General features: G+C 52.6%; 23 protein-coding genes. 8 read left to right on the top strand and 15 right to left on the bottom strand.

Annotated elements, in window-relative coordinates:
- Positions 1–3: 3 nt before the first annotated feature.
- The 7 genes from I2B62_RS13585 to I2B62_RS13555 all read right to left on the bottom strand — a co-directional run bounded on the left by I2B62_RS13585 (position 4) and on the right by I2B62_RS13555 (position 7,764).
- The gene (locus I2B62_RS13585; RefSeq protein ID WP_195269618.1) at positions 4–798 is read right to left on the bottom strand and encodes an ABC transporter ATP-binding protein; all 795 of its coding nucleotides are present in this window, start codon (positions 796–798) and stop codon (positions 4–6) included.
- The gene (locus tag I2B62_RS13580) at positions 795–1,838 is read right to left on the bottom strand and encodes an iron ABC transporter permease (protein ID WP_195269617.1); all 1,044 of its coding nucleotides are present in this window, start codon (positions 1,836–1,838) and stop codon (positions 795–797) included. The genes I2B62_RS13585 and I2B62_RS13580 overlap by 4 nt, the downstream gene beginning before the upstream one ends.
- Positions 1,828–3,225, bottom strand: coding sequence for an FAD-dependent oxidoreductase (locus I2B62_RS13575; RefSeq protein ID WP_195269616.1), 1,398 nt, complete (start codon positions 3,223–3,225; stop codon positions 1,828–1,830). The genes I2B62_RS13580 and I2B62_RS13575 overlap by 11 nt, the downstream gene beginning before the upstream one ends.
- 1 nt (position 3,226) lies before the next feature.
- On the bottom strand, positions 3,227–4,666 hold the full coding sequence (locus I2B62_RS13570; RefSeq protein ID WP_195269615.1) for an FAD-dependent oxidoreductase: 1,440 nt from the start codon (positions 4,664–4,666) through the stop codon (positions 3,227–3,229).
- The gene (locus I2B62_RS13565; protein ID WP_195269614.1) at positions 4,666–5,295 is read right to left on the bottom strand and encodes an Ig-like domain-containing protein; all 630 of its coding nucleotides are present in this window, start codon (positions 5,293–5,295) and stop codon (positions 4,666–4,668) included. Before I2B62_RS13565 ends, I2B62_RS13570 begins: the two co-directional genes overlap by 1 nt.
- Positions 5,296–5,438: 143 nt before the next feature.
- Positions 5,439–6,797, bottom strand: coding sequence for a radical SAM protein (locus I2B62_RS13560; protein ID WP_243259532.1), 1,359 nt, complete (start codon positions 6,795–6,797; stop codon positions 5,439–5,441).
- Positions 6,798–6,972: 175 nt separating this feature from the next.
- A complete protein-coding gene (locus I2B62_RS13555; protein WP_195269613.1) occupies positions 6,973–7,764 on the bottom strand; it encodes an HAD-IIA family hydrolase in 792 nt (263 codons plus the stop codon).
- A 204-nt stretch (positions 7,765–7,968) separates the two neighbouring features.
- On the opposite strand from I2B62_RS13555, the gene I2B62_RS13550 reads away from it, so the two are divergent.
- The 3 genes from I2B62_RS13550 to I2B62_RS13540 all read left to right on the top strand — a co-directional run bounded on the left by I2B62_RS13550 (position 7,969) and on the right by I2B62_RS13540 (position 10,061).
- Positions 7,969–8,343 (top strand): hypothetical protein, encoded by a 375-nt coding sequence (locus I2B62_RS13550; protein ID WP_195269612.1) that lies wholly within the window; start codon positions 7,969–7,971, stop codon positions 8,341–8,343.
- A 168-nt stretch (positions 8,344–8,511) separates the two neighbouring features.
- Positions 8,512–9,792, top strand: coding sequence for a phosphotransferase (locus I2B62_RS13545; protein ID WP_195269611.1), 1,281 nt, complete (start codon positions 8,512–8,514; stop codon positions 9,790–9,792).
- Between the two features lie 53 nt (positions 9,793–9,845).
- Positions 9,846–10,061: a sulfurtransferase TusA family protein gene (locus tag I2B62_RS13540; protein WP_195269610.1), complete on the top strand. Its 216-nt coding sequence runs from the start codon at positions 9,846–9,848 to the stop codon at positions 10,059–10,061.
- On the opposite strand, the gene I2B62_RS13535 is transcribed toward I2B62_RS13540, so the two are convergent.
- On the bottom strand, positions 10,051–10,950 hold the full coding sequence (locus I2B62_RS13535) for a LysR family transcriptional regulator (RefSeq protein ID WP_195269609.1): 900 nt from the start codon (positions 10,948–10,950) through the stop codon (positions 10,051–10,053). The two genes, I2B62_RS13540 and I2B62_RS13535, sit on opposite strands and share 11 nt — an antisense overlap.
- Before the next feature lie 178 nt (positions 10,951–11,128).
- Here I2B62_RS13535 and I2B62_RS13530 point away from each other — a divergent pair, with 178 nt between their 5' ends.
- From I2B62_RS13530 to I2B62_RS13515, 4 genes are read left to right on the top strand one after another with little or no spacing between them, the layout of a single operon-like run.
- Positions 11,129–11,812, top strand: coding sequence for a YeeE/YedE thiosulfate transporter family protein (locus I2B62_RS13530; protein ID WP_195269608.1), 684 nt, complete (start codon positions 11,129–11,131; stop codon positions 11,810–11,812).
- 43 nt (positions 11,813–11,855) lie between these two features.
- Positions 11,856–12,083: a sulfurtransferase TusA family protein gene (locus I2B62_RS13525; protein ID WP_195269607.1), complete on the top strand. Its 228-nt coding sequence runs from the start codon at positions 11,856–11,858 to the stop codon at positions 12,081–12,083.
- Between the two features lie 26 nt (positions 12,084–12,109).
- Positions 12,110–12,658 (top strand): YeeE/YedE thiosulfate transporter family protein, encoded by a 549-nt coding sequence (locus I2B62_RS13520; protein ID WP_195269606.1) that lies wholly within the window; start codon positions 12,110–12,112, stop codon positions 12,656–12,658.
- A 24-nt stretch (positions 12,659–12,682) separates the two neighbouring features.
- Positions 12,683–13,906 (top strand): FAD-dependent oxidoreductase, encoded by a 1,224-nt coding sequence (locus I2B62_RS13515; protein WP_195269605.1) that lies wholly within the window; start codon positions 12,683–12,685, stop codon positions 13,904–13,906.
- Between the two features lie 111 nt (positions 13,907–14,017).
- Here the strand turns inward: I2B62_RS13515 and deoC are convergent, their stop codons facing one another.
- Genes deoC through I2B62_RS13500 form a run of 3 tightly spaced genes read right to left on the bottom strand, consistent with a single transcriptional unit; the run spans position 14,018 to position 17,339 of the window.
- Entirely contained in the window at positions 14,018–14,683 is a 666-nt protein-coding gene (gene deoC / locus I2B62_RS13510) for a deoxyribose-phosphate aldolase (protein ID WP_195269604.1), read from the bottom strand.
- A gap of 13 nt (positions 14,684–14,696) precedes the next feature.
- Entirely contained in the window at positions 14,697–16,214 is a 1,518-nt protein-coding gene (locus tag I2B62_RS13505) for an FGGY-family carbohydrate kinase (RefSeq protein ID WP_195269603.1), read from the bottom strand.
- A gap of 51 nt (positions 16,215–16,265) precedes the next feature.
- Entirely contained in the window at positions 16,266–17,339 is a 1,074-nt protein-coding gene (locus I2B62_RS13500; protein WP_347707823.1) for a galactitol-1-phosphate 5-dehydrogenase, read from the bottom strand.
- Between the two features lie 253 nt (positions 17,340–17,592).
- Here I2B62_RS13500 and I2B62_RS13495 point away from each other — a divergent pair, with 253 nt between their 5' ends.
- Positions 17,593–18,438, top strand: coding sequence for a MurR/RpiR family transcriptional regulator (locus I2B62_RS13495; RefSeq protein ID WP_243259531.1), 846 nt, complete (start codon positions 17,593–17,595; stop codon positions 18,436–18,438).
- A 75-nt stretch (positions 18,439–18,513) separates the two neighbouring features.
- Here the strand turns inward: I2B62_RS13495 and I2B62_RS13490 are convergent, their stop codons facing one another.
- The 4 genes from I2B62_RS13490 to I2B62_RS13475 are packed head-to-tail and all read right to left on the bottom strand — an operon-like array spanning position 18,514 to position 23,239.
- Complete coding sequence (locus I2B62_RS13490) at positions 18,514–20,079, bottom strand: FGGY family carbohydrate kinase (RefSeq protein ID WP_195269600.1); 1,566 nt, start codon at positions 20,077–20,079, stop codon at positions 18,514–18,516.
- A gap of 56 nt (positions 20,080–20,135) precedes the next feature.
- The gene (locus I2B62_RS13485) at positions 20,136–20,504 is read right to left on the bottom strand and encodes a DUF1667 domain-containing protein (RefSeq protein ID WP_195269599.1); all 369 of its coding nucleotides are present in this window, start codon (positions 20,502–20,504) and stop codon (positions 20,136–20,138) included.
- A 4-nt stretch (positions 20,505–20,508) separates the two neighbouring features.
- A complete protein-coding gene (locus tag I2B62_RS13480) occupies positions 20,509–21,774 on the bottom strand; it encodes an FAD-dependent oxidoreductase (protein WP_195269598.1) in 1,266 nt (421 codons plus the stop codon).
- 10 nt (positions 21,775–21,784) lie between these two features.
- Entirely contained in the window at positions 21,785–23,239 is a 1,455-nt protein-coding gene (locus tag I2B62_RS13475; protein ID WP_195269597.1) for an NAD(P)/FAD-dependent oxidoreductase, read from the bottom strand.
- Between the last annotated feature and the right edge of the window lie 7 nt (positions 23,240–23,246).

The following is a 23,246-nucleotide window of genomic DNA, read 5'->3' as shown; positions in this document are numbered from 1 at the left end:
CCTCTATTTTAAAGTACCTACAGGCAGAACCTGCTTTGTGCCTCCGGAATCAAGAATCCGGGCCTCAATGCTGTAAACCTGGCCCAGGTTGCCGGGCGTCAGCGTTTTGGCGGGCGGGCCTGTTTCCACAAGCTTTCCGCCGCACATCAGGCCTACGCGGACTGGTACCCCGCGGTTTTCAAGGTAAAAGGCCTGGTTGGGCGAGTGGGTTGCCATAAAGATGGTCTGCTGGCCGTCCCTGACCAGCGAGGCGATGGTTTCCAAAAACAAAAGCTCATTGTAATAGTCCAGATGGGCGGTGGGCTCATCCATAAGAATAAGCGGGGCTTCCTGAGCCAGGGACCGGGCCAGCATGACCATCTGGAGCTCTCCGCCGCTGAGCTGTGTATAAGGCCTTTCAGACAGGTGGGTGATGCCGATTTTGTCAATCAGTTTTTTGACAATGGCCTTGTCCTCCTGGGTAGGTGAGCCGAAACGGCCCATATAGGCGGTTCTGCCCATGAGCACCACCTGGAGCACCTTGTAAGGGAAGGAATGCTCGTGGCTCTGGGGCAGATAGGCCATCTCTCTGGCCAGCTCAGCCGGCTTGTAGGTGTCCACGCTTTTGCCGGAAATTTGAATGCTGCCGCTTTTCAGGGAATGGATCCCCAGGATACAATCCAGAAGCGTGCTTTTGCCGCAGCCGTTCCGGCCCATCAGGCAGAAGATCTCACCCGGCCTGGTTTCAAGGGAGATATCCTCAAAAATCAGCTGTTCGCCGTAGGCAAAAGCGGCGCCGGTAATTTTCAGCTCGCTCACATCTGCCACCCCCCGCCTTTTGTTTTCTTGAGCAGAAAGACAAAGAAGGGCGCGCCCACGAGGGCGGTCAGAACGCCCAGGGGAATTTCGGAGGTGGAGACGCTCCGGCTGATGGTATCAATGGTCACCATAAACACAGCCCCCAGACTCATGGAAACAGGAAGAAGCTTTCTTGTGTCATTCCCGATGAGCATCCTTCCAATGTGCGGGATAATAAGCCCGACCCAGCCGATAATGCCTGAAATGCACACGGCTCCAGCCGTTGCCAGCGTGGCGCAGGCGATGATCATGCGCTTGCTGAATACGACGTTTACCCCCATAGTACGGGCTTCCTTTTCTCCCATGGAAATCACATTGATCTGCCAGCTGAAAAAAGCCAGCCCGACAATCCCCGCCAGAATAACCAGAACCGCCCAGAAATCCCGGTAGCTCACAGAGGCGACACTGCCCATGAGCCAGTAGACAATGGCGGGCAGCTCGCTGTTGACATCGGCAACGGATTTGAGCAGGGTCAGCAACGCGCTGAAGACCGAGGAGACAATGGTACCACCGAGAATGAGCATGATGGTGGGCACAGCCTTGTAAATCTTGGCGATCAGATAGCTGAAAACCACAGCTAAAATACCAAAGGTAAAGGCAAAGCCGTAGGTGGCCAGGCTTGTGCCAAAGAGAAGAATGGCGAGCCCTGCTCCAAAGCCGGCCCCGGAGTTAACCCCCAGAAAGCCCGAATCCACGAGAGGGTTCCTGAAAACGCCCTGGAAGGCTGTGCCGCTGGCCGACAGACCTGCACCCACAAAGGCCGCGGCGATGGCTCTCGGCAGTCTTAACTGCAGCACCACAGTCAGCGTTTGGGGCGAGAGGCTGGCAGAGCCGGCAACAGGGCTGGCAAGGGCCTTTAAAACCTCAGAAACCGACACGCTGTAGCGGCCGATAAACAGCGCGGTAAAAATGAAAATCAGGGGCATCAGCAAAAGCAGAAGAATGAAAAGGACTTTTTTCAGGTAATGCCGGCGGTCCTGCAGGGTCGTATCAGTGTTCATATGCTTCTCCTGTTGTGATGATGTCCACGCCGCTGTTCAGAATATTCTGATCAATTATGGTGCCCGGAGCGACGGAGCCTGCCAAAGTGATTTTTCGGATGCTTTTGACCGCTGTCAGGAGCGCGCTTTGGGCAAGGGGTCCACTGCTTTTGACCGGGACCAGTTTTCCGGACGCTGTTTTGACCGTGGTGGTGAGCATACGTTTGGGCGCGCGCCACTCCTCCAGGCCGTAGCGGCGGCCCCGGCTGCACTGGTAACCGGCAATTTCCGGCGGGTCATGGGCAGTGTCAAAGCTCAGGATACAGCCCTTTGGACATAGAACGCAGAGGCGTTCATTTTCTTTCAGGCGGTTTAATACCTCGCAGGTCGGTTCTGCCTGAAGGTAGGCGTCCGGCAGCTTTTCCGGCTTCGTCTCCGGCCTGCCGGAGCGGTAGGCGGCCGCCGCTTCCCCGGCCCGTTTTCCGGCCATGCTGACCTTGTCCACCAGGTCGTGCACGCCCGTCACGTTGCCGCAGGCAAAGAGTCCGGGGACACTGGTTCCGCCGTTTTCGCGGATGCCGATGCCGCCATTTTCGCCAAGCCGGACAAAGTCCGGGTCCAGTATATCGGTTTCCGGAATCAGCCCGGCAGCGACCAGCAGCGTATCACAGGGAATATAGTTTTTTTTGGAGAGATCCGGCCGGCCGTTCTCAAGAACCGGGGCGATGCTCACACCCTTCAGGCGCTTATAACCGTGAACAGACACCACGGTGCAGCCAAAGCGGATGGGAAGCTCAAAATCCCGGATACACTGCAGATGGTTGCGGGCCAGTCCTGTGGCCTTTTCCCCGAGCACCAGCTTTACCCTTGCCCCCTCCAGTGTCAGCCGTCTGGCCATGATGAGGCCAATGTCACCTGAACCGAGAATGACCGCGCTTTTTCCGGGCAGCAGGTTCTGGATATTCATCATGTACTGGGCGGTCCCGGCAGTGTAGATACCGGCGGGGCGGCTTCCGGGGATATGCAGCTGTCCAAGGGTCCTTTCGCGGCAGCCCATGGACAGGATGACCGTGTCAGCTGTCAGCCGTGACGGCCCCTCCGCCTCACTCAGGTATTTGACGCTGAAAACCCCGCCTGTTTTTGTGACATCCAAAACCGATGCGCCGGTTTTGAGTATCACAGGGGTAGCCTTCAGCTGTTTTTTAAAATGGTCGGCGTACTCGGGTCCGGTTAGTGATTTTTTTAAGTAGAGTGTCCCGAAGCCGTCGTGAACACATTGGCGCAGGATGCCGCCAACATCCTGGCCGCGGTCCAGAAGCGCGATTTTTTTCACGCCCTGCCGGGCGGCTGAAAGCGCGGCGGCCATGCCGGCAGCGCCGGCCCCGATGACTGCACAGTCGTAATGCATTTTATTTTACCCTCCCTTTTACAAATGAGCTGCCCGGCTCTTCCTTCATGATCTTCTCGGGCGGCACACCCCAGGCTTTTGACAGAACGTCAAGAAGCCGCGGCGTGCAGAAGCTTCCCTGGCACCGGCCCATGGTCGTACGCAGCCGTTTTTTAAGCCCGTTCATATTTTTGGGCGGCAGCGGCTCCCTGAGCACCCGGACAATATCCCCCTCGGTAATATTCTCGCAGCGGCAGACCAGGTTGCCGTAGCGGGGATCCTGCTCGTACCATTTTTTCTGAACGCTCTCTGGCTGTGTCAAAAAAGGCTTTGGGAGGCTGAGCACCGGGTTATAATGCGGATTGGGGGCGGTGCTCAGGCCGTCCTCGATCAGAAGCTCGAGAATCATCTGGCAGAGGTATGGCGCGGCTGTCATGCCGGGGTTTTTAATGCCGAGCGCGCTGACCATCCGCGGAACCGAACGGCGGATGACAAAATCTTTTTCCTCCTTGACCACATTTTTGATGTTTGCCCGCACACCGGCAAAGGAGGTAATGACTGTACCCATATCCAGATCGGGCAGAATCTTCTTGGCGATCTTTTCAATGTGATGAATGCCCCAATCAGTGGTCTCGACATTTTTATAATCCGGCACATCCTGTGAGGTGGGTCCGGCGATGATATTGCCTTCGATGGAGGGCGCGAGCAGACAGCCCTTTTCGTCGGTTTCCTGAGCCTGATAGAGCACGTGGCGGATACTGTTTTTTCCCTGCCAGTCAAAGACCAGAAACTGGCCGCACCGGGGTTTGATGACCAAATCCTGCGGCCTTACGCCGCTTTCTACAGCCATGGCCATACCGCCAGCGGTATTGACCAGGTAGCGGGTCTTTAAGGTGCGTTTGGCTGTCAGCAGCTCAAAGTGATCCTCCCGCTCGATAACTTCCATAACCTCCTCGTCAAATGAGAAATGCACCCCGTTTTTCTCAGCTGACTGGGCAGTTCTCAGTAAAAGGGAAAAAAGCTCGATGATGCCGGTGGTTTTGGCGTAGAGGGCCATGGTTACCCGGTCAGAGAGCCCCGGCTCCAGCGCGCGGCTTTCATGCCCGGACAGGATTTTCATATCCGGCACTCCATTTTTCAGGCCTTTTTTGTATTTTTCCCGGATCATCGCTTCCCCTTCTTTGTGAAAGGCGACAAAAAGGGAGCCCGGATAGGCGATTTCGACACCGAGCTCTTTGCAGATCTGGGGATACATGGCGTTCCCCTGTACGCAGGATATGCCTTTCAGGCTGCCGCCCCTGGGGTGAAACCCCGCGGCCAGAACGGCGCTGTTGGCCTTGGAGGCGCCTTCACCCAGATCCGCGCCTTTTTCAAGGACAAGCGTGTCCAGATCAAAGCGGCTTAAAAGCCGGGCGGTGGTTACCCCGAGAATACCACCGCCAATAATGATTACGTCCAGCATTATTTTTTCTTTTTAAGAGACACCACGACCACAACGGCAATGATGATCACTACCGCGACACCCAGAAGGATATAAAGTGTGGTATTGCCAGAGGCCGGATTTTCGGCGGCAGTGTTTTCTGCCGTTGTTTTTTCCTCGCTGGCGGCGGCAGGGGCTGTGCCGGCAGTCTTGAAGGTCAGGGTTTTTTCTTCGCCGAGGGAAGCGCCGCTCTTGGCGGTCAGGGAATCCGCGATTTTAATCTGATACTCGGTTCCTGGCTCCAATGGGCTTGAAGGCGTGATGGTGATAAAGTTTCTGAGGTCTGGCTCAACCTGGTCGTCAGCCATGGTGACCTCGGCCGCAACGGGTGCGCCGTCCTTGTAGAGCGCGATGGCCGTCATATTTCCGTCTTTAACCTCTGCGTTGACCACATTTTTACTGAACTCGATTTTGATCGGGTCGCTGACTGAGGCTGAGGTTTCACCGTCAGCCGGAGTCGAAGAGACAATGGTCAGCGGTTCGTCGCTTCCACTGCCGTTACCGCCGCCTCCTCCACTGCCGTTACCGCCGGCGGCGAGAACGGTGTTTCCGAGACTGAGGGCCAGAAGAAGTGCCACAAGAATACCTGTCAGCTTAAATTTTCTTTTCATTTTGTACAAATCCTCCATTTTTTATTATCGTTTGATATTATCGCAATTTAGCTTCTTTGTAAAGGTAAAACAATTAAAAAAACAGGGTTTTCGGAAAATGCGCACAATAAAAAAGCACTTCTCAGACAGAAGTGCTTTGAAGCTCAGGCGTTCGGGTGGCTTTCTTGCCAGAGACGGTCGGCGCGGGTCTTCCAGGCTTCGGCGGCATCCCGGCATTTGCCTGACAGAGCCCTGACGTCCTCGGGATGGGTGAGGTCGGTAGAGTGCGCGCCGGAGTGCTCCACCATGCGGGTCAGGCGGCCTGGGTTATCGAGCAGTGGACAGGGGCGGAGATGGTTCGGGTTGAAGGGCTGGTTTTCATGGTACTGCATGAAAAGCGGCCGTCTGTAAGCCTCCAGCAGGGTCTGCTCATGAATGTTGGAATCCGAATAATGGATAAAAGCGCAGGGCTCAATGTCGCCACCGGCGTTGATGTGCAGGTAATTGCGGCCTCCTGCGATACAGCCCTGGACGTACTCGCCGTCATTCCAGAAATCCATGGTAAACAGGGGTTTGGTGCCTCGGAATCTGCGGATCTGGCGGTACATGTACTCACGCTGGTCCGCAGTGGCCATGAGCTCGGGGACAGCGTCGACGCCGACAGGCATATAGGTGAAGAACCAGCCAAACTTGCAGCCCTTTTCGATCATGGCGTCAAAATACGCTTCACTGCCGATGACATCGGTGTTTTGACGGTGGTAGCAGGTGGAGAAGCCAAAGGGGAGCTTCTTCTCCTTTAAAATATCCATGGCTCTGATGACCGCGGCGTAGGTCCCCCTGCCCCGCCGCATGTCCGTTTCCGCCTCAAAGCCCTCGACGCTGATGGCCGGGATAAAGTTCTGAACCCGCAGCATCTCATCGGCAAAGGCCTCGTCGATGAGGGTGGCATTGGTAAAGGACAGAAAGACGCAGTCGTCATGTTTTTCGCACAGCCGGATAATGTCCCTTTTCCGCACGAGGGGCTCTCCGCCGGAATAGAGGTACATATACGTTCCGAGCGCCTTGCCCTGTTCGATGATGCTGTCCAGCGTGTCAAAATCCATGGACATTTTATCGCCGTATTCCGCGGCCCAGCAGCCTGTGCAGTGGAGATTGCAGGATGAGGTGGGGTCCATGAGAATGGCCCACGGGATATTGCAGTCGTATTTTTCCTTGTTAAGATTCTGGCGTTTGCAGCCGATAATGACGCTGTTGACAATAAAATTGTTAAACAGGCGTTTCCTGACGCCGGGGTCAATATCGGTCCACAGGCTTTTCACCAGCTGATTCCAGTTGTTGCTTTCATCGGACAGGGCCTCCTTGACCGCTGCCAGCTGACCGGCTATGGTCTGGTCCTTATCAAACTTTTCGACCCAGTCAATGATCCGCGGAATATTTTTGTCCGGGTCAGCGTCCAGATACCGGATAACCTGTTTCATACCAAAGGATTTTATGTTTTCACTTAAACTCATATTTGCTGCCATTTTACAGCCTCCATTCTGTAAATCTAAATTACACGCGGTGCCCGATTTTCTGAGTTTAATATATCATCAAGCGGGTTGCCTGTAATTAGACAATGTGGGGCTTTGTAAAAAATTCAGACAAATGATGGGATTTGTCCAATTAAAAAAGCGGCCTTCCGGCCGCAGAAAACGCATTTTAATTTGTGACAATATCCCCTACCCCGTTTAAAATAAACTGGGGGCGGTAGGGAAATTCCTGGACGGTCTCCGCAGTGGAGACGCCTGAGAGCACCAGAATGGTGTGCATGCCGGATTCGATACCGGAGATAATGTCTGTATCCATGCGGTCGCCGACAATGGCGGCATCCTCAGAATGAACGCCGAGCATGCGGATACCGGTGCGGACCATGAGCGGATTCGGCTTTCCGACAAAATAAGCGGATTTTCCGGTTGCCAGCTCGATGGGCGCGGTAAAGGCACGGCAGGCCGGCACCAGGCCGCCTTCGGCAGGGCCGGTGAGATCCGGGTTTGTTCCGATGAGTTTGGCGCCTTTCAAGACAAAACGGACCGCCTTTAAGATGGTATCATAATTGTAATTATAGCTTTCGCCGACAACAACATAATCCGGATTCATATCGTTCATGGTAATGCCCGCGCTGTATAAGGCGTTGATGAGGCCGGGCTCGCCGATCACATAAGCCGAGCAGCCCGGAGACTGTGTGCTCAGGAATTTAGCAGTGGCCAGGGCGCTGGTATAGAAATGACTCGCGTCAATGTCAAGACCCAGGCGGGAAAGTTTTTCCTTTAACTCGAGGGGCGAGCGCTCGCTGGAGTTTGTGAGGAAGAGAAAATTTTTATCCTCACGGTACAGCCAGTCCACAAACTCAGGTACGCCGGGAAGAAGGCGGTTACCATGATAGATAACGCCGTCCATATCGCAGATAAAACCTTTGATGCTGTCAAGGGTTTCTTTTAATGCTTCATTCATCAATATTACCTCCAAAATTGAAAATCGATCCTATATAATTTTATTATATACGCTGTAGCTTAAATTTGTAAAGATAAAAACCGTTAATTATATCCTTAAAGAAAAGTTAATTCCCAAAAAATCATAAATCTATCACACAACGCCGAAATAATTATGATATAATAAAATCCATTAGGAACACCCAATGGATTTGAGGAGATTTATATGGAGAGAAAAAAACTTGCCATCGGCATTGTGGCGGTTGCGGTGCTCAGCCTTGTGCTGGCGCTGCTGACAACCGGCATCAGTACAAAGGTTAAAGCAGGTTCAGAGGCGGTAAAGGATGAAAAGCTGATTCTTGGAGCGTGGTCAGATGATTCCGGTGTGGACATTGAGTTTGCGGACAACAATGTATTCAGAATGTTTGGCGACGACGTCGCGACCTATACAATGGACACAAAGGAAAAAAATGTGGATATGAAGTATGCCCAGGCCTACGGCGGGCAGACCACCCATATGTCCTACGTTATCGACGGGGATACCCTGACGCTGACCGACCGGGACACAGGCGATGTCCATGTCTATAAAAAGACCCAGTAATGCAGGCAGCGCTTTCACCTATAGTGGTGGAAGCGCTGTTTTTATGGATTAGAAAACAGTCCAGAGTCAAAAAATAGCCGTTAAGAGCACAAAAAGTGCATTTAACCGATGCCATCAGAGTGATATAATAAATAAGTAAAAGTTTAGTATCAGCTTGGGGGAATTGCCATGGGGTGTAAAAATTTTAAAGACATCAACAAAGAAACCGTTAAGGACTATTTAAAGGAGTGTACAGGCTATTTTGCGCCGGACGCGCGTTTGAGCGTGTACGAAATCGGCGAGAGTGAGGAAGACGGCGACGGCTTCATCAATTTTCTGTACCGTGTCTGGGACGAGAACGGAAAATCTGTAATTGTCAAACAGGCAAAAACCTATTATAAGGCCTTTGAGGAAGGCGTGGGCCCATTTGTACAGGACCGCAACGCGCTGGAGGCAGATGTCATGCGCATCAAGGGCGCCATCACACCGGAATACATTCCCGAGGTCTATCAGGTAGACCTGGATAACCATATTTACCTCTGTGAGGATTGCAGTGACTTGAAAATCCTGCGCTTTGAACTCATGAAGGGTAAAAAATTCCCGGATTTCCCGGAAAAAATCGGGGAATTTATCGCCAAGTCCAACTTTTACACCTCCGAGTATTATTTAGACGCAACGGTCTACAAGGAGCTTCAGGCAAAATTCCTGAACCCGAATATGCGTCTGGTCTTTGAGATCGGCCTGTTCTTAAAGGACGAGCATGCCATCGACGACCACGACCCGCATGATGACCCGAACGCTGATCCCGAACGTCTGGCCATGGGCGACGCGCCCTGGAAAAGTGCGGCCTTCCGCACCGAGATGCTCAAGCTGCGCGACATTCACATGAAACACTGCGAATGCCTGGTGCACGGCGATCTGCACACCTCCAACATCATGATCAACGATGAAAAAATGAAAATCATTGACCAGGAATACGCCTTTATGGGGGCTTCATCCTCCGATACAGGCTATCTCATGGGCAGTGTGCTCTACGAATATATCCGCTGGTTCTATATGGATGATTATCCGGAGGACTTCTGTAAGGATTTCCGCGAGACCATTCTCGGCTATATGCGGGATATGATCCACACCTACAACGCGGTCTACACCGAGTGCTGGAAAAAGGACGCCAAGGTTACCTATCGTGACTATGACGATTTCCGCGAATCCATTCTCAAAAACTTTATTCAGGAGGTCTGCGGCTTTACCGGCTGCCAGATCACCAGCCGTGTCGGCGGACTGGTACCCCTGCCTGATTTTGACACCATCGAGGACCGGGCTAAACGCAATGAAGCCTGCCGCCTGTCCCTCACCATCGCCAACTACCTGATCCTGCACCGCATGGAAATAGAGAGCGTGGACGATATGGTGGATACCATAATACGGATTACAGAAAACTTTTTTAAGCTGATTAAGATTATTGATTAATCATAAAACCCCCATATGAAAACCATATGGGGGTTTTGTATAAGGAGAATCCAATGAAAAAGATTGATTGTCTCGGTGATATCTGTCCCCTGCCCCTTATGAAGCTGCAGCGGGAGGTAAAGGCCATGCAGTCCGGCGACCGCGTCATGCTCGTCACAGACCACAGCTGCGCGGTGAAAACCATCCGGGAATACTGCGAAAAGACAGGGCTGCACTGCGCCAGCGACGAGGTGATGAACGGAGTCTGGGAGATCACGGTCAGCAGATAGTATCGGCCAGAATCTTTTCGATATAGGCGGTCAGCTTCAGGAGGGTGCGGTCCCGGTATTCCGAAGCCTTTTTCTTAATAATATAGTAGTCGTTCTGCAGGGTAAGCCCCTCGACGCCGATGATTTTGAGCTGTTTATGATACAGCTCTTTTTTGATGCACATATAAGGCAGAAAGGCCATGCCATAGCCGTTGATGGTGGAAAGCTTGATGGACTCGATGGAATCCTGCTTGAACAGGATCATCAGGCTTTCCATGTCTACCCCCTCGTCCGCCAGGCGTTTTTCAAGGTGCTGCTCGGTTTTCTGGTCCGTTGTCAGGGTGAGCAGCGGATAGCGGCTGAGGTCTTCCCTCTGGATGGTCTGGGCAATGTCCATATCGCTGCTGGCCACCAGAAAGACGTCGTCTGAAAAGACCTTCTGCCCGGTCAGCGAAGGGTCGGACGGCGGGCCGGAAATAAAGCCGATGTCGCCCTGGTCACAGTTGATCTGCTGCTCGATCCTCTGGCTGGCCATGGAGGAAATCTCCAGCGAGTAGGTCGGAAAGTTTTTCTTAATATAGTACAGCGTACAGGGCAAAGCATAAGAAGCGATGATGGGCGTGGACAGAATATGAAGTACCCGGTTGCTCTCCTCGTTTTCCTGAAGCTCCCGGATCATGCTGTCATAGGTAGAGGTGAGGTGTACGGCGTACTCGTAGACGGTTTTCCCGCTGCAGGTCAGCGTTACGCCCTTGTTGCTGCGGTCAATGAGACTGGTGTTAAAAAGCTGTTCCATGGTTTTAATCTGCTGGCTCAAGGCGGACTGTGAAATGAAGGTCTGCTCTGCAGTTTTGGTAATGCTGCCGTTATCTGCGATTTTGATAAACATTCTTAAAGACTCGATATTCATCCTCTCGCCTCCTTTGTGATTGATTACAGTATATCACAGAACAGGAACAAGGTGATGAATTTCTGCCATCAGTTTTTCTTATGCTGAATCGTTTTTCGATGTTATTCAAATTACTGATGAGGTGCTATAATGGAATCATCAAAAGTTGATAGTTTTTTAACAAAGGAGGGGAAAGGATTTGGAAGAAGAAAAAATTCAGCGGTCTACCAGGACACGTGCGCCAAGGAAGCCGAAAAAGAACCAGATACCCATTGCCATTGTGGTAACGATTTTAGTCGTGGCCGCGGGCGTCTACCTCGGCCTGGGGAGCGAAAAACTGCCGGTATACTGGATCATCGGGCTCTGCTTTGGGTTTATCCTTCAGCGGGCGCGCTTCTGCTTTACCGCGTCGGTGCGTGACCCAAGCCTTACGGGGAGCACCTCACTGACCCGGGCGGTACTCATCGCCTTTGCGGTAACGACCATTGGCTTTACCGCCATCAAGTACGGCGCTTACCTCAATGGTCAGGAAATACCGGGCATGAGTTCAGTAGCGCCCATCAGCCTGCCACTGGCGCTGGGGGCGATATTCTTCGGTATCGGCATGGTCATCGCCGGGGGCTGTGCTTCCGGAACGCTGATGCGTGTCGGTGAAGGGTTCACCATGCAGATGCTGGCTTTGGTGTTTTTCGTGGTCGGTTCCTTCTGGGGCGCTCACGACATGGGATTCTGGGACGGTGTCTTTAACGTCAATGCCCCAAAAATCTTTTTACCGGATGTGTTTGGCTGGTTCGGCGCTTTGGTCGTCCAGGGATTGATTATTCTTCTGCTGTACATTGCCGCCAGGCAGTGGCAGAAAAAGAAGATGGGAACAGCGGATTAATTGGAATTCAAAAATCAGATGATAAGAAAAAGGAGAAATTAAAATGAGTGAATATACGTTAGATTGTTTAGGTGAAGCCTGTCCAGTGCCACTGATGAAAACCGAAAAGGAACTGGCAAAATTGAGTGTCGGCGATCTGTTAATCGTCGCCATCGACCACAGCTGTGCCATGAAAAATGTACCGGAATGGGCGCGCGCCCAGGGCCATAACGTCGAAATTGAAGAAGTGGACGACGGTGAATGGGAAGTTGTGATTGAAAAAACCAAATAACCCAATATGAGGGGGAGGTTGTTATTGTGAAAGAATTTTTTCAAAAGCTCAGTAAAAATGATTTTTATAAAAAATTGATGAAAGAGCCTTTGACCTATGTGGCCGGAGCGGTGCTCCTGTCTGTTTTCCAGATCGCGCACCTGGCGTCCCTCGGCAGTGCCTGGGGCGTTACCAGCGCCTTTGCGGACTGGGGCGCCTGGATTTACCAGGGCCTTGGCGGGGATGTGAGCTCCTGGGCTTATTTTGCCGGTGAAAAGGCGCAGCATACCCTGGCCGCAGGTTTCCTGCACGACGGTGGTTCAATCCGGAACATCGGGATCATCATCGGGGCTTTGCTGGCCACGCTCTACGCATCACAGTTTAAAATCAAAAAAATCAAATCCATCCGCCAGGTCGTGGCTGCTGTTTTAGGCGGGCTGCTCATGGGCTATGGCGCAAGAATGGCTCACGGCTGTAATATCGGAGCGCTGTACAGCGGAATTTCTTCCCTGTCCCTTTCCGGTTGGATTTTCGCTGCCTTCTTAATGGTCGGCGCCTTTATCGGCAGCAAGCTGCTGGCAAAATATTTTATGTAAACTGCAAACAATTAGGAGTATGGAATGAATAAGAAAACAGAGCAATATGATGTTGTAATAATCGGCGGCGGTGCCGCTGGCCTGACCGCGGGGATCTACTGCGGGCGCGCCCGGCTCAAAACCTTGCTGATCGAAAAAGCCCTGGTGGGCGGCCTGGCAACCTATACCAGTGAAATTGAAAACTATCCCGGGTTCCCCGAAGGCGCGAGCGGCCTGGGCCTCATGGACTTGTTCCACGAGCAGGCCAAAAAATTCGGTGTGAAGTTCAAGCTGACCGATGTGCGCTCCGTGGATTTCTCCGGTGAAACCAAGGTAGTCGAAACCTTCAGAAACCGCTTTGAGGCCAAGGTGGTCATTGTGGCTACCGGCGGAAAGCCGCGGCTGACCGGCGCTGAAAATGAAGATAAATATCTCTACGATAAGGGAATCTCCTTCTGCGCGACCTGCGACGCGGCCGCCAACACCGGCAAGACGGTCATGGTCATCGGCAGCGGCGACGCCGCCATCGAGGAAGGCACCTTCCTGACCAAGTTTGCGGATAAGGTCATCGTTTCCGTCATGCATGAGGAAGGCAAAATGGACTGCAACGAGATCGCCAAGGCCCAGGCGCTTGAAAATCCCAAGATGGAATTTATCTGGAATACCGTGGCCGAACGCTTTGAGGGTGACGGGCACCTGGATACCGTTGTGCTGAAAAATATCAAAACCCAGGAATCTATCCCCGTCAAGGTGGATACCTGCTTCCTCTTTATCGGCTATCTGCCCAATACCGAATGGTTTAAGGATATCCTGGACATGAACCGCGGCGGCTACCTCATTACCAACGAACGTATGGAAACCAAGGTGCCCGGCGTTCTGGCCGCAGGCGATGTCCGCGACAAATTCTTAAAACAGGTTGCCACCGCCGTAGGCGACGGTGCCATTGCCGGCTACGGCGCAGAAAAATATATCTCCGAGCTGGAAGTCTTTGAAAACCAGGTACTCAACAATGGCGAACCCTCCGTCGTTTATGTTTGGAACGCGGTAGACCCCAAATGCCGCGAGCTCATGACCACGGTTGAAGCCTTCCAGGAAAAGCACGCGGCCGATCTCCACGTCACCAATGTGGACATCTATAAATCCGACGGCATCGCCAGACGTTTGGGCATCTCCGAAGTGCCGGCGGTCCTCTACATCAAAAACAACGAAGTCCAGAAAACCCTGACCGAAAATATCTCCATGGAAGGGCTAGAAGGACTGGTTGAATAAATCCTCATTAAAAAATAAACCAACTCGTTAATACACCCAACTTAAACCACTTAGATACAAAAGCCCCGCTTGTGAAAAGCGGGGCTTTTGATGCCTGAAGTTTTTCTTTTTTTAATACCCCTGAGCTTCCCCGCCCTTGAGCATGGAGACCGCTGAGCTGGTGCCGATGCGCTCGCAGCCGAGCTTCAGGAAGTCAACCAGGTCTTCCTTGGTTTTTACGCCGCCTGCGGCTTTCATTTTCACGTTTGGACCAATGTGTTCCTTGAACAGGCGGATATCCTCTCTGGTGGCGCCGGCGGTACCGAAGCCGGTGGAGGTTTTGATAAAATCTGCGCCCGCGGCAGTGACCAGCTCGCAGATTGCAATTTTTTCTTCCTCGGTCAGGAAGCAGGTTTCAACGATCACTTTCAGGATATTATCCCCCACGGCTTTTTTGATTTCTGCGATTTCATTTTGGACAAGGTCGTATTTGCCGTCCTTTAAAGCGCCGATGTTGATGACCATATCGATCTCGGCCGCGCCTTCCTTTACAGCTTCTTTTGCTTCAAAAACCTTGGTGGCGGTGGTGTTATAGCCGAGCGGAAAGCCGATGACGGTGCAGATGGTCAGCTGGTCGCCGTAGGCTTCTTTAACGGGTTTTACAAAGGAGGGCGGGATACAGACTGACGCGGTTTTGTTTTCGATGGCGTCGTTACAGATTTCTGCGATCTGCTCCCAGGTAGAAAAGGGTTTTAGTAAGGTGTGGTCAATGTGGCTTAAAATTTCCTGATGGTTCATTTTGTCAGTTCCTCTATCTTTCTTTAGACATGGTGCCTTTTAGTTCTTCATATAATTCAACATAGGTATCGAATACCTTCTGGTAATCGTCGTAGACGTCCGGGTTTGGGGTAACGGTGTAGGCTTCCTTAACCATACCCTTGGTGGCCTGCTCGAAATCCGGGTAGGCCTTTGCGCCCACAGCGGCAACGATGGTACAGCCCAGGGCGCCGGCGCTCGGGTCAACGGTAACGATGATGGGCTTGCCTGTAGCGTCTGCAATGATCTGCATCCAGGTGGCGTCCTTGGTGACGCCGCCGCAGCCAACAACCATATCCACCGGACAGCCCTGTTTTTCAAAGTTGTCAATGATGTTTTTTGTGCCCAGGGCAACGGATTCCAGTAAAGCGCGGTAGATGTGCGCCTTGGTGTGGCTTAAGGTAAGGCCGTAGATAACGCCCTTTGCGTTTGGATCTTTGTAGGGCGTGCGGTTTCCCTGGAAGAAATCCAGAGCCACCAGGCCGTCTGAGCCGGGCGCGATTTTTTCGACCTGTTCATTCATGAAAGCATAGGGGTTTTCCATTTTGTTCAGGTCAAACTCACGCATGAACCATTTGACAATGGAGCCGGCAGAAATCTGACCACCCTCCAGCAGCCACGCGTTTGGCACAACCGGTTCGTTGTAAGGCCCCCAGATGCCGTCCAGCTTCAGCTTTTCATCGGCATTGGCAAAGGCGAGCTGCACAAAGCTGGTGCCCATGATCATGGCCATTTTTCCCGGTCTTGCAACGCCCAGGCCCAGCATGCCGATGTGGGCGTCGATGCCCCCCTGTACGACGGTCATATCTGGATTCAAGTCATATTTTTCCGCGAAGGCCGGGTCGATTTTCCCCAGTTCTTCGCCGAGACGCCGGACATCAGTGACGAGCTTTTCCTCGTAATCCTCCAGGCCAATTTTTTTGAAAAATTCGCCGTTCCAGCCGCCCTCGCAGGATACATAATTCCATTTGCAGGCAGCCTGGCAGATGGAGGTGGCAAAGGTGCCGCAGAGCTGATAGTTCATCCAGTCCAGCTGCTCGATGATCTTGTAGCTGTCCTTGTAGATTTCCGGCTTGTTGTTTTTGATCCAGAGTGTTTTGGGGATCATCCATTCAACGGAGTCTTCCCCGCCGCAGTATTCCAGCACCGGATCGGCAGTGGCGTTGATTTTTTCCATTTCCTTAACCGCGCGGGTATCCATCCACATGATGGCGTCCATCATCGGATTCCCCTGCTCATCGACGGCCAGAACCGTGGATGAGGTTGAGCAGACACTGACGGATTTGATGCTGTAGCGGATACCCATTGACAAGCTTTTGGTCACATTTTCAACCGCTTTGTTAAAACAGCTCCACCAGTCCGCGGGCTTCTGTTCAGCCCAGCCGGGCTGCGGATAATAGGTTTCATAAACCTGTTCGTCACTGGCGACGATATTTCCGCTGATATCTGCAACAACGACACGCACACTCTGTGTTCCAGTGTCGACTCCCATAAAATATTGAGCTTCGTACATAATGATTCTCCTCTTAAATTCCCTATAGATTTATTTTAAAAACAGATGGTATTAAACTGTGTCAAAATCCCCGTCATAACCGTCAGGATAGAACATAACTTTATTGTAGAAGTAGCCGCCCTTGGCAATTTCGCCGAGTACAGCGGGCGCATCGTCCAGTGGCAGACGGTGGCTGATGATATCTTTGGCGGTCATGCCCTTTTCGTCAAAGCCCTTTAAGGATTCGGTCCAGTCTTCACCTGGATAGGGCTTGGTGAAGGAGTTCCATGAGCCGATAACGCTCAGCTGGCTTCGCATGATGGTGTCCACTTCTTTTTCGCTTAAATCCAGGCCTTTGTGAGAAATGCCCAGGAAAACCACACGGCCCATCTTGCTGGCCATTAAGATACACTGCTTCTGCGCGACCGGCGCACCGGAAAAGTCAATGACGATATTGGCCCCCTTGCCATCCGTCGCCTGATGAACCGCTTCCACTGCGTCCTCCTTGGTGGAGTTGATGACTACGTCTGCGCCCACCTTTTTGGCGATGTCCAGCTTTTCATCCCAGACGTCCACGGCGATCACCTTTGAAGCGCCGTATAATTTGGCGTACTGCGCCGCAAATAAGCCGATGGGGCCAGTACCCACAACACAGACGCTGTCGCCTGCTTTAAAGCTGCCGCGCGTCAGGCCGTGGTAGGCGTTTGCACAGGGATCAAGGGTTGCGGCGTCCTCAAAGGAAACCTTGTCCGGAACCTTTAAGAGGTTGGATTCTTTGACAGATACGTATTCGGCCAGCGCGCCGTCACGTCTTGAACCATAGTAGTCATAATCTTCGCATAAGGAGTAAATCCCCTTCTGGCACCATTCACATTCGCCGCATGGAATGAGCGGCGGCACCACAACGCGGTCGCCGGGTTTGAAATTTTTGACATCCTTGCCCACCGCTTCGATTTCACCGGAAAACTCATGGCCGATGGTAATGGGAGAAACATGCGCCCCGTAGACCAGCGCTCTCGGAATATCGGAACCGCAGAGGCCGACCGCTTTCACCTTTACCATGGCTTCGTCGGCCATCATTTCTGGTTTTGGCACGTCTTCGACTCTTAAATCCCCGGGTTTATACATACGTACTGCTTTCATCATAATCCTCCTTAAATGAAAAAGTTTGTTCAAGTTATTTACGGTTTATTATTTACTAAAGTAAATTATTTACCGTAAATTTTGAACTTATTCTAGCATGATTTTTTGAGGTTGTCAACAAAAAGCGTAAAAAATTTTCTGTTAATTAATTTTTTGCGTTTTTTATCGTTTTACAAAAGCAAAATTATAAAGTATAATCAATCTTATAAAAATAATAAAAAGATTAATAAAATATAGAATGGAGGTAAAGGATACCTTGAAATCTCTTTTATCAGATATCAGAATAAAATACAATACTTTTTCAAAAGCACAGAAACGGCTGGCGGATTATATCCTATGTGAACCGGAGAAGGTGACGCTGCTGTCCATCACAGAGCTGGCCGGAAAGGGCGATACCAGTGAGACAACGGTCATGCGGCTGCTTAAAAAGCTGGAATACGATTCCTACCAGGTTTTCCGCATCAACCTGGCAAAGGAACTGACGGAAAAGCCCGGAGAAACCCTCAATGAAGAGCTGAGTGAGGAGGATGGCCTAGCCACCATTAAGAAAAAGGTCATCAAGCACAATGTCACGGCCATCAATGACCTGGAGCAGACCTTGAGTGAGGAAACCATCGCCGAGTTTCTTGAGTTTCTGGCAGCGGCCAAGCGCGTTCTCTTTTTCGGGGTGGGCGCTTCTGCGTCCATCTCCCAGGACGCGCTGCATAAATTCGGCAACATCGGTATCAATGTGTGCAGCCATCCCGACCCGCACCAGATGAATATTATCTGCGCGCATTCGACACCGGATGATCTTTTCATAGCGGTTTCGCACACCGGAGAGAGCCAGGAGGTTTTGAACGCAGTCTCCATTGCCCGGAAAAATGGCACTAAAATTATCAGCCTGACCAGCTACGCCAACTCAAGCCTGGCGAAGCTGTCGGATCTTTACCTGCTGAGCTCGACCAATGATAAAAAATATCATTCTGAGGCCATGGCCTCGCGGATTGTGCAGCTGACCATCATTGATATTCTCTATATCGCGACCTTTATGCAGAATGAGGATGTGTATTTTGAAGAGATGAACAAGTCCCGCATCGCGGTGGCGCTGAACAAGACCTGAGAAATAAATAAGAGCAGCCTTGCGGCTGCTCTCAAAAGACAGGAGATAAGTTTGATCAATGATATTCGGGAGGGTTTAGCGGTATTTATCCTGGAAAGCGACCACCTGGTCAAAGGCGCCGGTGGACAGGGATTTGTAAACCTGCTGCCAGGTACGGAAGGCGTCCTCGTAGCGTTTTACGTTTTCCGGATTCGGTTCATAGCGCCGGCGGATTTTAACCATGCGCTTTTCAGCTTCCTCAAAATCCTTGAAGATGCCGACGCCGACAGCGGCGACCATGGCGCAGCCGAGGGCTGTGGCTTCTTCCACAGCGACAACCTCGCAGGAGCGGTTGAAGATATCGGCCTGCATCTGGCACCAGAGCTCTGAGCGGAAGATACCGCCGGTCAGGCGCACCATGTCAAAGTCCGGAGCGCCGCCGTCAACCATGGCGTCCAGCATGTCGCGGATATCGTAATTGACACCCTCCATGGTCGCGCGGATAAAGTCTTCCTTGGTGTGGCCCACTGTCATACCGATATAGGTACCGCGGGCGTTGGGGTTCTGGTTTGGCGTAACCGCGCCGGCGAAGTAAGGCAGGAAGAACAGGCCGTTTGCCCCAGGGTTCGACTTGGTGGCCACAGAGGTCAGGAAGTCGTAAACACTGATGTCGAGGGATTCGGCGGCGAGCTGTTCAACGTCGCAGAACTGTTCTTTAAACCATTTGAAGGCAGAGCCCGAAGCGTTGGCAACCCCTTCCATAACCCATGCGCCGTCGGGTGTGCCTAAAACGTAGCATCTTCTGGACGGGTCGCGCAGCAGGTTAAAGGACTTGCCGGCCACGATACCGGCAGTACCGCCGCAGGCATAGCCGACGCCCTCGCGCACGCAGCCGCAGCCCAGACAGCCGGACTGCTGGTCGCCGGTACCCATGACGATGGGGGTGCCTTCGGCCAGGCCCGTTCTCGCGGCAACCTCAGCGGTTACCTTGCCGATGATGGTGCCCGGCTGGCGCAGCGGCGCCATTTTATGAATATCAATACCCAGGGCGGCGCAGATCTGTGGGTCGTACTGGAAGTCCGGACCGTTGAGCTGTACCCAGGGGGTATCGTTGATGTCATCGTAATAATCGTCCGCGCCGTAGGCCTTGGTGACGAGCCCCATCATGGTGTGGATGGTGGCTGCCTTTTCATAGGCTTCGGGCATGTTTTTCAGAATCCACTGAAGGTTGCTCTGGGGGTTGACGCCGCCCAGGGGCATGCCGCAGCGGTCGTACAGCTCATCGGCAGATAAGCCTGCCGCCACGAGCTTGCGCTCAACCTCAGGGATCATCTCAGCGCTGCGCATGTCCTGCCAGATAATGATGGGCATGGTGAAGCCGCCATTTTCGTCGCGCAGAGCCACGGTGCAGCGGAACACGTCTGTGCTGATGGCCGCGATTTCTTCAGGGTCAACGCCGCTGTTGTCAATGGCAAGGCGGGTGGTGCGGTATAAGTGCTTGATGAGCTCATCGCCGTCACATTCCTGCCGTCCGGGAGCCGGATAGGTCAGCGGGTTCATGATCTGGCCTGAGCCGATTTCATTGCCGTCAAAGTCAAACACAACGGTTCTTGCGCTGGTGGTTCCTAAGTCGATACCTACTACATATTTTTTTTCTTTCATGATTTTACCCCTTATTTTAAATTAATTTAAATTTACTCGATCAATTGTGTGTTATGCTAGCAAGCTTTTTTGTCGATATTTTTGGTGGCAATCACATTGACACCTGTGCCGCAGACATCCGGTACAATAATATCCCCTATTTTTACCGGTGCGGTTACAACGATTTCACGCATGGCCTCCATGCAGTCGAATATTTTATCCTTTGGTATGTCGGATTCTGTCTTGACGGATACCATCTGGATGTCCCCGCCGTTGACCTTGACAATGGAGGTGACGATCCGTGTCGGGTGCGTGACCTCTTTACGCGCGTACTTTTCGCCGCGCTTGCAGGTGTACCCGGTAATGTCTGTGATTTCCCCCTGTTCCATGGTGACCGTGACGGCACAGCCGAGCGGGCAGCCGATACAGGTAATTTGTTTTTCCATATGCTTAGGCCTCCTCGATTTTAATCAGAATCTGTTTTAAGTCCGGTTCAGCCTGGAGCTCCTGCCTGATGAGTTCGATTTCTTCCATTTCGCCTGGTGTGACAATTCTTTTTTTGCGGTGCTTGACACGTTTGTCGCCAAAGTAAACGGAAATGAAGCTGTTTTCGTAGACACCGCTGACGCGGAAGCGGACCTTGAGGGTTTCGCCCATGCGGCTCAGGTAAATGGTTTTGGGCACCGTGTAGCTGACGCCCTGCCCGGTGACCAGCTCGATGACAGGCCCCTGTACGGCTTTCTGCGGCTGCCGGACATATTCCGCCGCGCATTTTCCTGCGCAGGCGGCTTCTTCAGAAACGTAGTCGACCAGGTCGTGGACATGGAGCACATTGCCGCAGGCAAAAACGCCCGGGATATTGGTCTCAAAGCTCTCGTTGACCACCGGTCCGTTTGTTTTACGGTCAAGGTCTACGTTGATCTGGCTGGACAGCTCATTTTCAGGGATGAGGCCCACGGATAAGAGAAGTGTGTCGCAGGTGTAATCCTCCTCGGTCCCGGGAATGGGCTTCATGTTTTCATCGACCTGGGCGATGGTGACGCCCTCCACCCGTTCCTGGCCCTTGATGTTCACAACGGTATGGCTCAGTTTGAGCGGAATGCCGTAATCGTCCAGGCACTGGACAATGTTGCGCTTGAGGCCGCCGGAATATGGCATGATCTCGGCGACAACCTTTACCGTTGCCCCTTCCAGGGTCAGGCGCCGCGCCATGATCAGGCCGATGTCTCCAGAGCCCAGAATAACGATTTCGCGGCCGGGCATAAACCCCTCGATATTGACAAACCGCTGGGCCGTGCCGGCGCTGTAAATGCCGGCCGGGCGGCAGCCCGGTATGTTCAGCGCGCCTCTGGGGCGCTCCCGGCAGCCCATGGCCAGCACAATGGCCTTTGCCTGAAGCTGAACCAGACCGTCGGTGCTGTTCATGATGGTGATCACTTTGTCTTCTGTGATGTCCACCACCATGGTGTTCAGCTTGTACTCGATTCCGGAATCAACCACCTCGTCGATGAAACGCTGGGCGTACTCGGGGCCGGTCAGCTCTTCCTTGAAGGTGTGCAGGCCAAAGCCGTTGTGGATGCACTGGTTTAAAATGCCGCCGAGCCTCCGGTCCCGCTCCACGATCAAGATATCGCCGGCGCCTTCTTTTCTGGCGGAGATGGCCGCCGCAAGTCCGGCCGGCCCTCCGCCGATGATGACTATTTCATATGACTTCATAATCAACCTCTCATTTCTGTCCGATTTCTTTGTCACAGCTGACCAGAAGCTGTGAGGCACCGCCTTTTTTGGTGATGTCCGTCATCTCAACGCCCAGCTCCCGGGCAAGGATCTCCATGGTGCGCGGCGTGCAGAAGCCTGCCTGGCAGCGACCCATGCCCGCACGGGTTCTGCGCTTGACAGAATCCATGGATTTTGCGCCGATGGGACGGTTGATGGCGTCCATGATCTCACCCTCGGTGACCATCTCACAGCGGCAGACAATGTTGCCGTATTCAGGCTTTTCCTTGATCAGTGCGATTTTTTTTTCATTGGACAGGCTGTCGAATTTTAAGACGCCCTTTCGCTTTGCGATGAAGTTCGTTTTCTTTTTCAACTGCATTTTATCCGCGATGATCCCGGAAAGCATAACGCCAATGGCCGGCGAGCTGGTAAGCCCCGGCGACTCGATGCCGGCGGCGTCAAAGAAGTTTTCAGCGTCCGCGACTTCCTCGACAATGAACTCGTGATGGTCCTCGTGTGCCCGCAGCCCCACAAAGGAGGTGATGATTTTGTTCAGTGGCAGTGGGTTTTTATGCAGAAAATCAGGTGAAGCGGCGATGGCTTTCAAGGAGTCCAGGACCTCCTGCGTGGTCTGGAAGGATTCCTTGTCGTCCACGTCGGATGCGGTCGGCCCCACAAAGAAGTTGCCGTGGATGGTCTGAGAAGCGGCGATGCCCTTGCCCATTTTGCCGGGCAGCGGCACAACCGTCGCGTTAAAGATGGTTCCCAGTGATTTGTCAAAGAAAATGTACTCGCCCTTTCTGGGGGTGATGTGAATTTTCTTCTCACTGACCATGTTGTGGAATTTGTCGGCATAGACGCCGGCAGCGTTGGCGATGGCCTTTGTCTGGATATCGCCCCGGTTGGTCTTAATGGTGTAGAAGCCGTCGGTTTTGACAATGTCGAGGGCTTCGGTTTCAAATTTGAATTCCACGCCGTTGACATTGGCGTTTTCGCCCATGGCGATGGCGAGGTTAAAGGGACAGATCACCCCGCCGGTGGGCGCGTAGAGCGCGGCCACGGTTCTTTCGGTGAGGTTGGGTTCAAGCTTCAGGACTTCATCCCTTGGCACGATGCGGCAGCCCGGGACGCCGTTCTGGTTGGCGTGGTCCAGCTGCTCCTGCAGCTTGGGCAGGTCTTCCTCATGGGTACAGACAATGAATTTTCCGTTTTTCTTGACTGGAAAATCCAGCTCCTCAGAGAGCTCCCACATTAATCGATTACCTTCGACGCATAATTTGGCCATCAGAGAGCCCGGGTCGGCCTCAAGGCCGGTGTGGATAACACCCGTGTTGGCCTTTGAGGTTCCCGAAGCGACGTCGTCCCCTTTTTCGATGACACATGCGTTTACTTCGTATTTTGATATTTCACGCGCAATGCAGCAGCCGGTGACGCCGGCGCCGATGATCACAAGATCATACATTTTTTTC

The sequence above is a fragment of the Eubacterium sp. 1001713B170207_170306_E7 genome (assembly GCF_015547515.1).
GTDB lineage: Bacteria > Bacillota > Clostridia > Eubacteriales > Eubacteriaceae > Eubacterium.
Note: the sequence above shows the minus strand (reverse complement) of the source record. Positions and strands in the feature narration are given on the sequence as shown.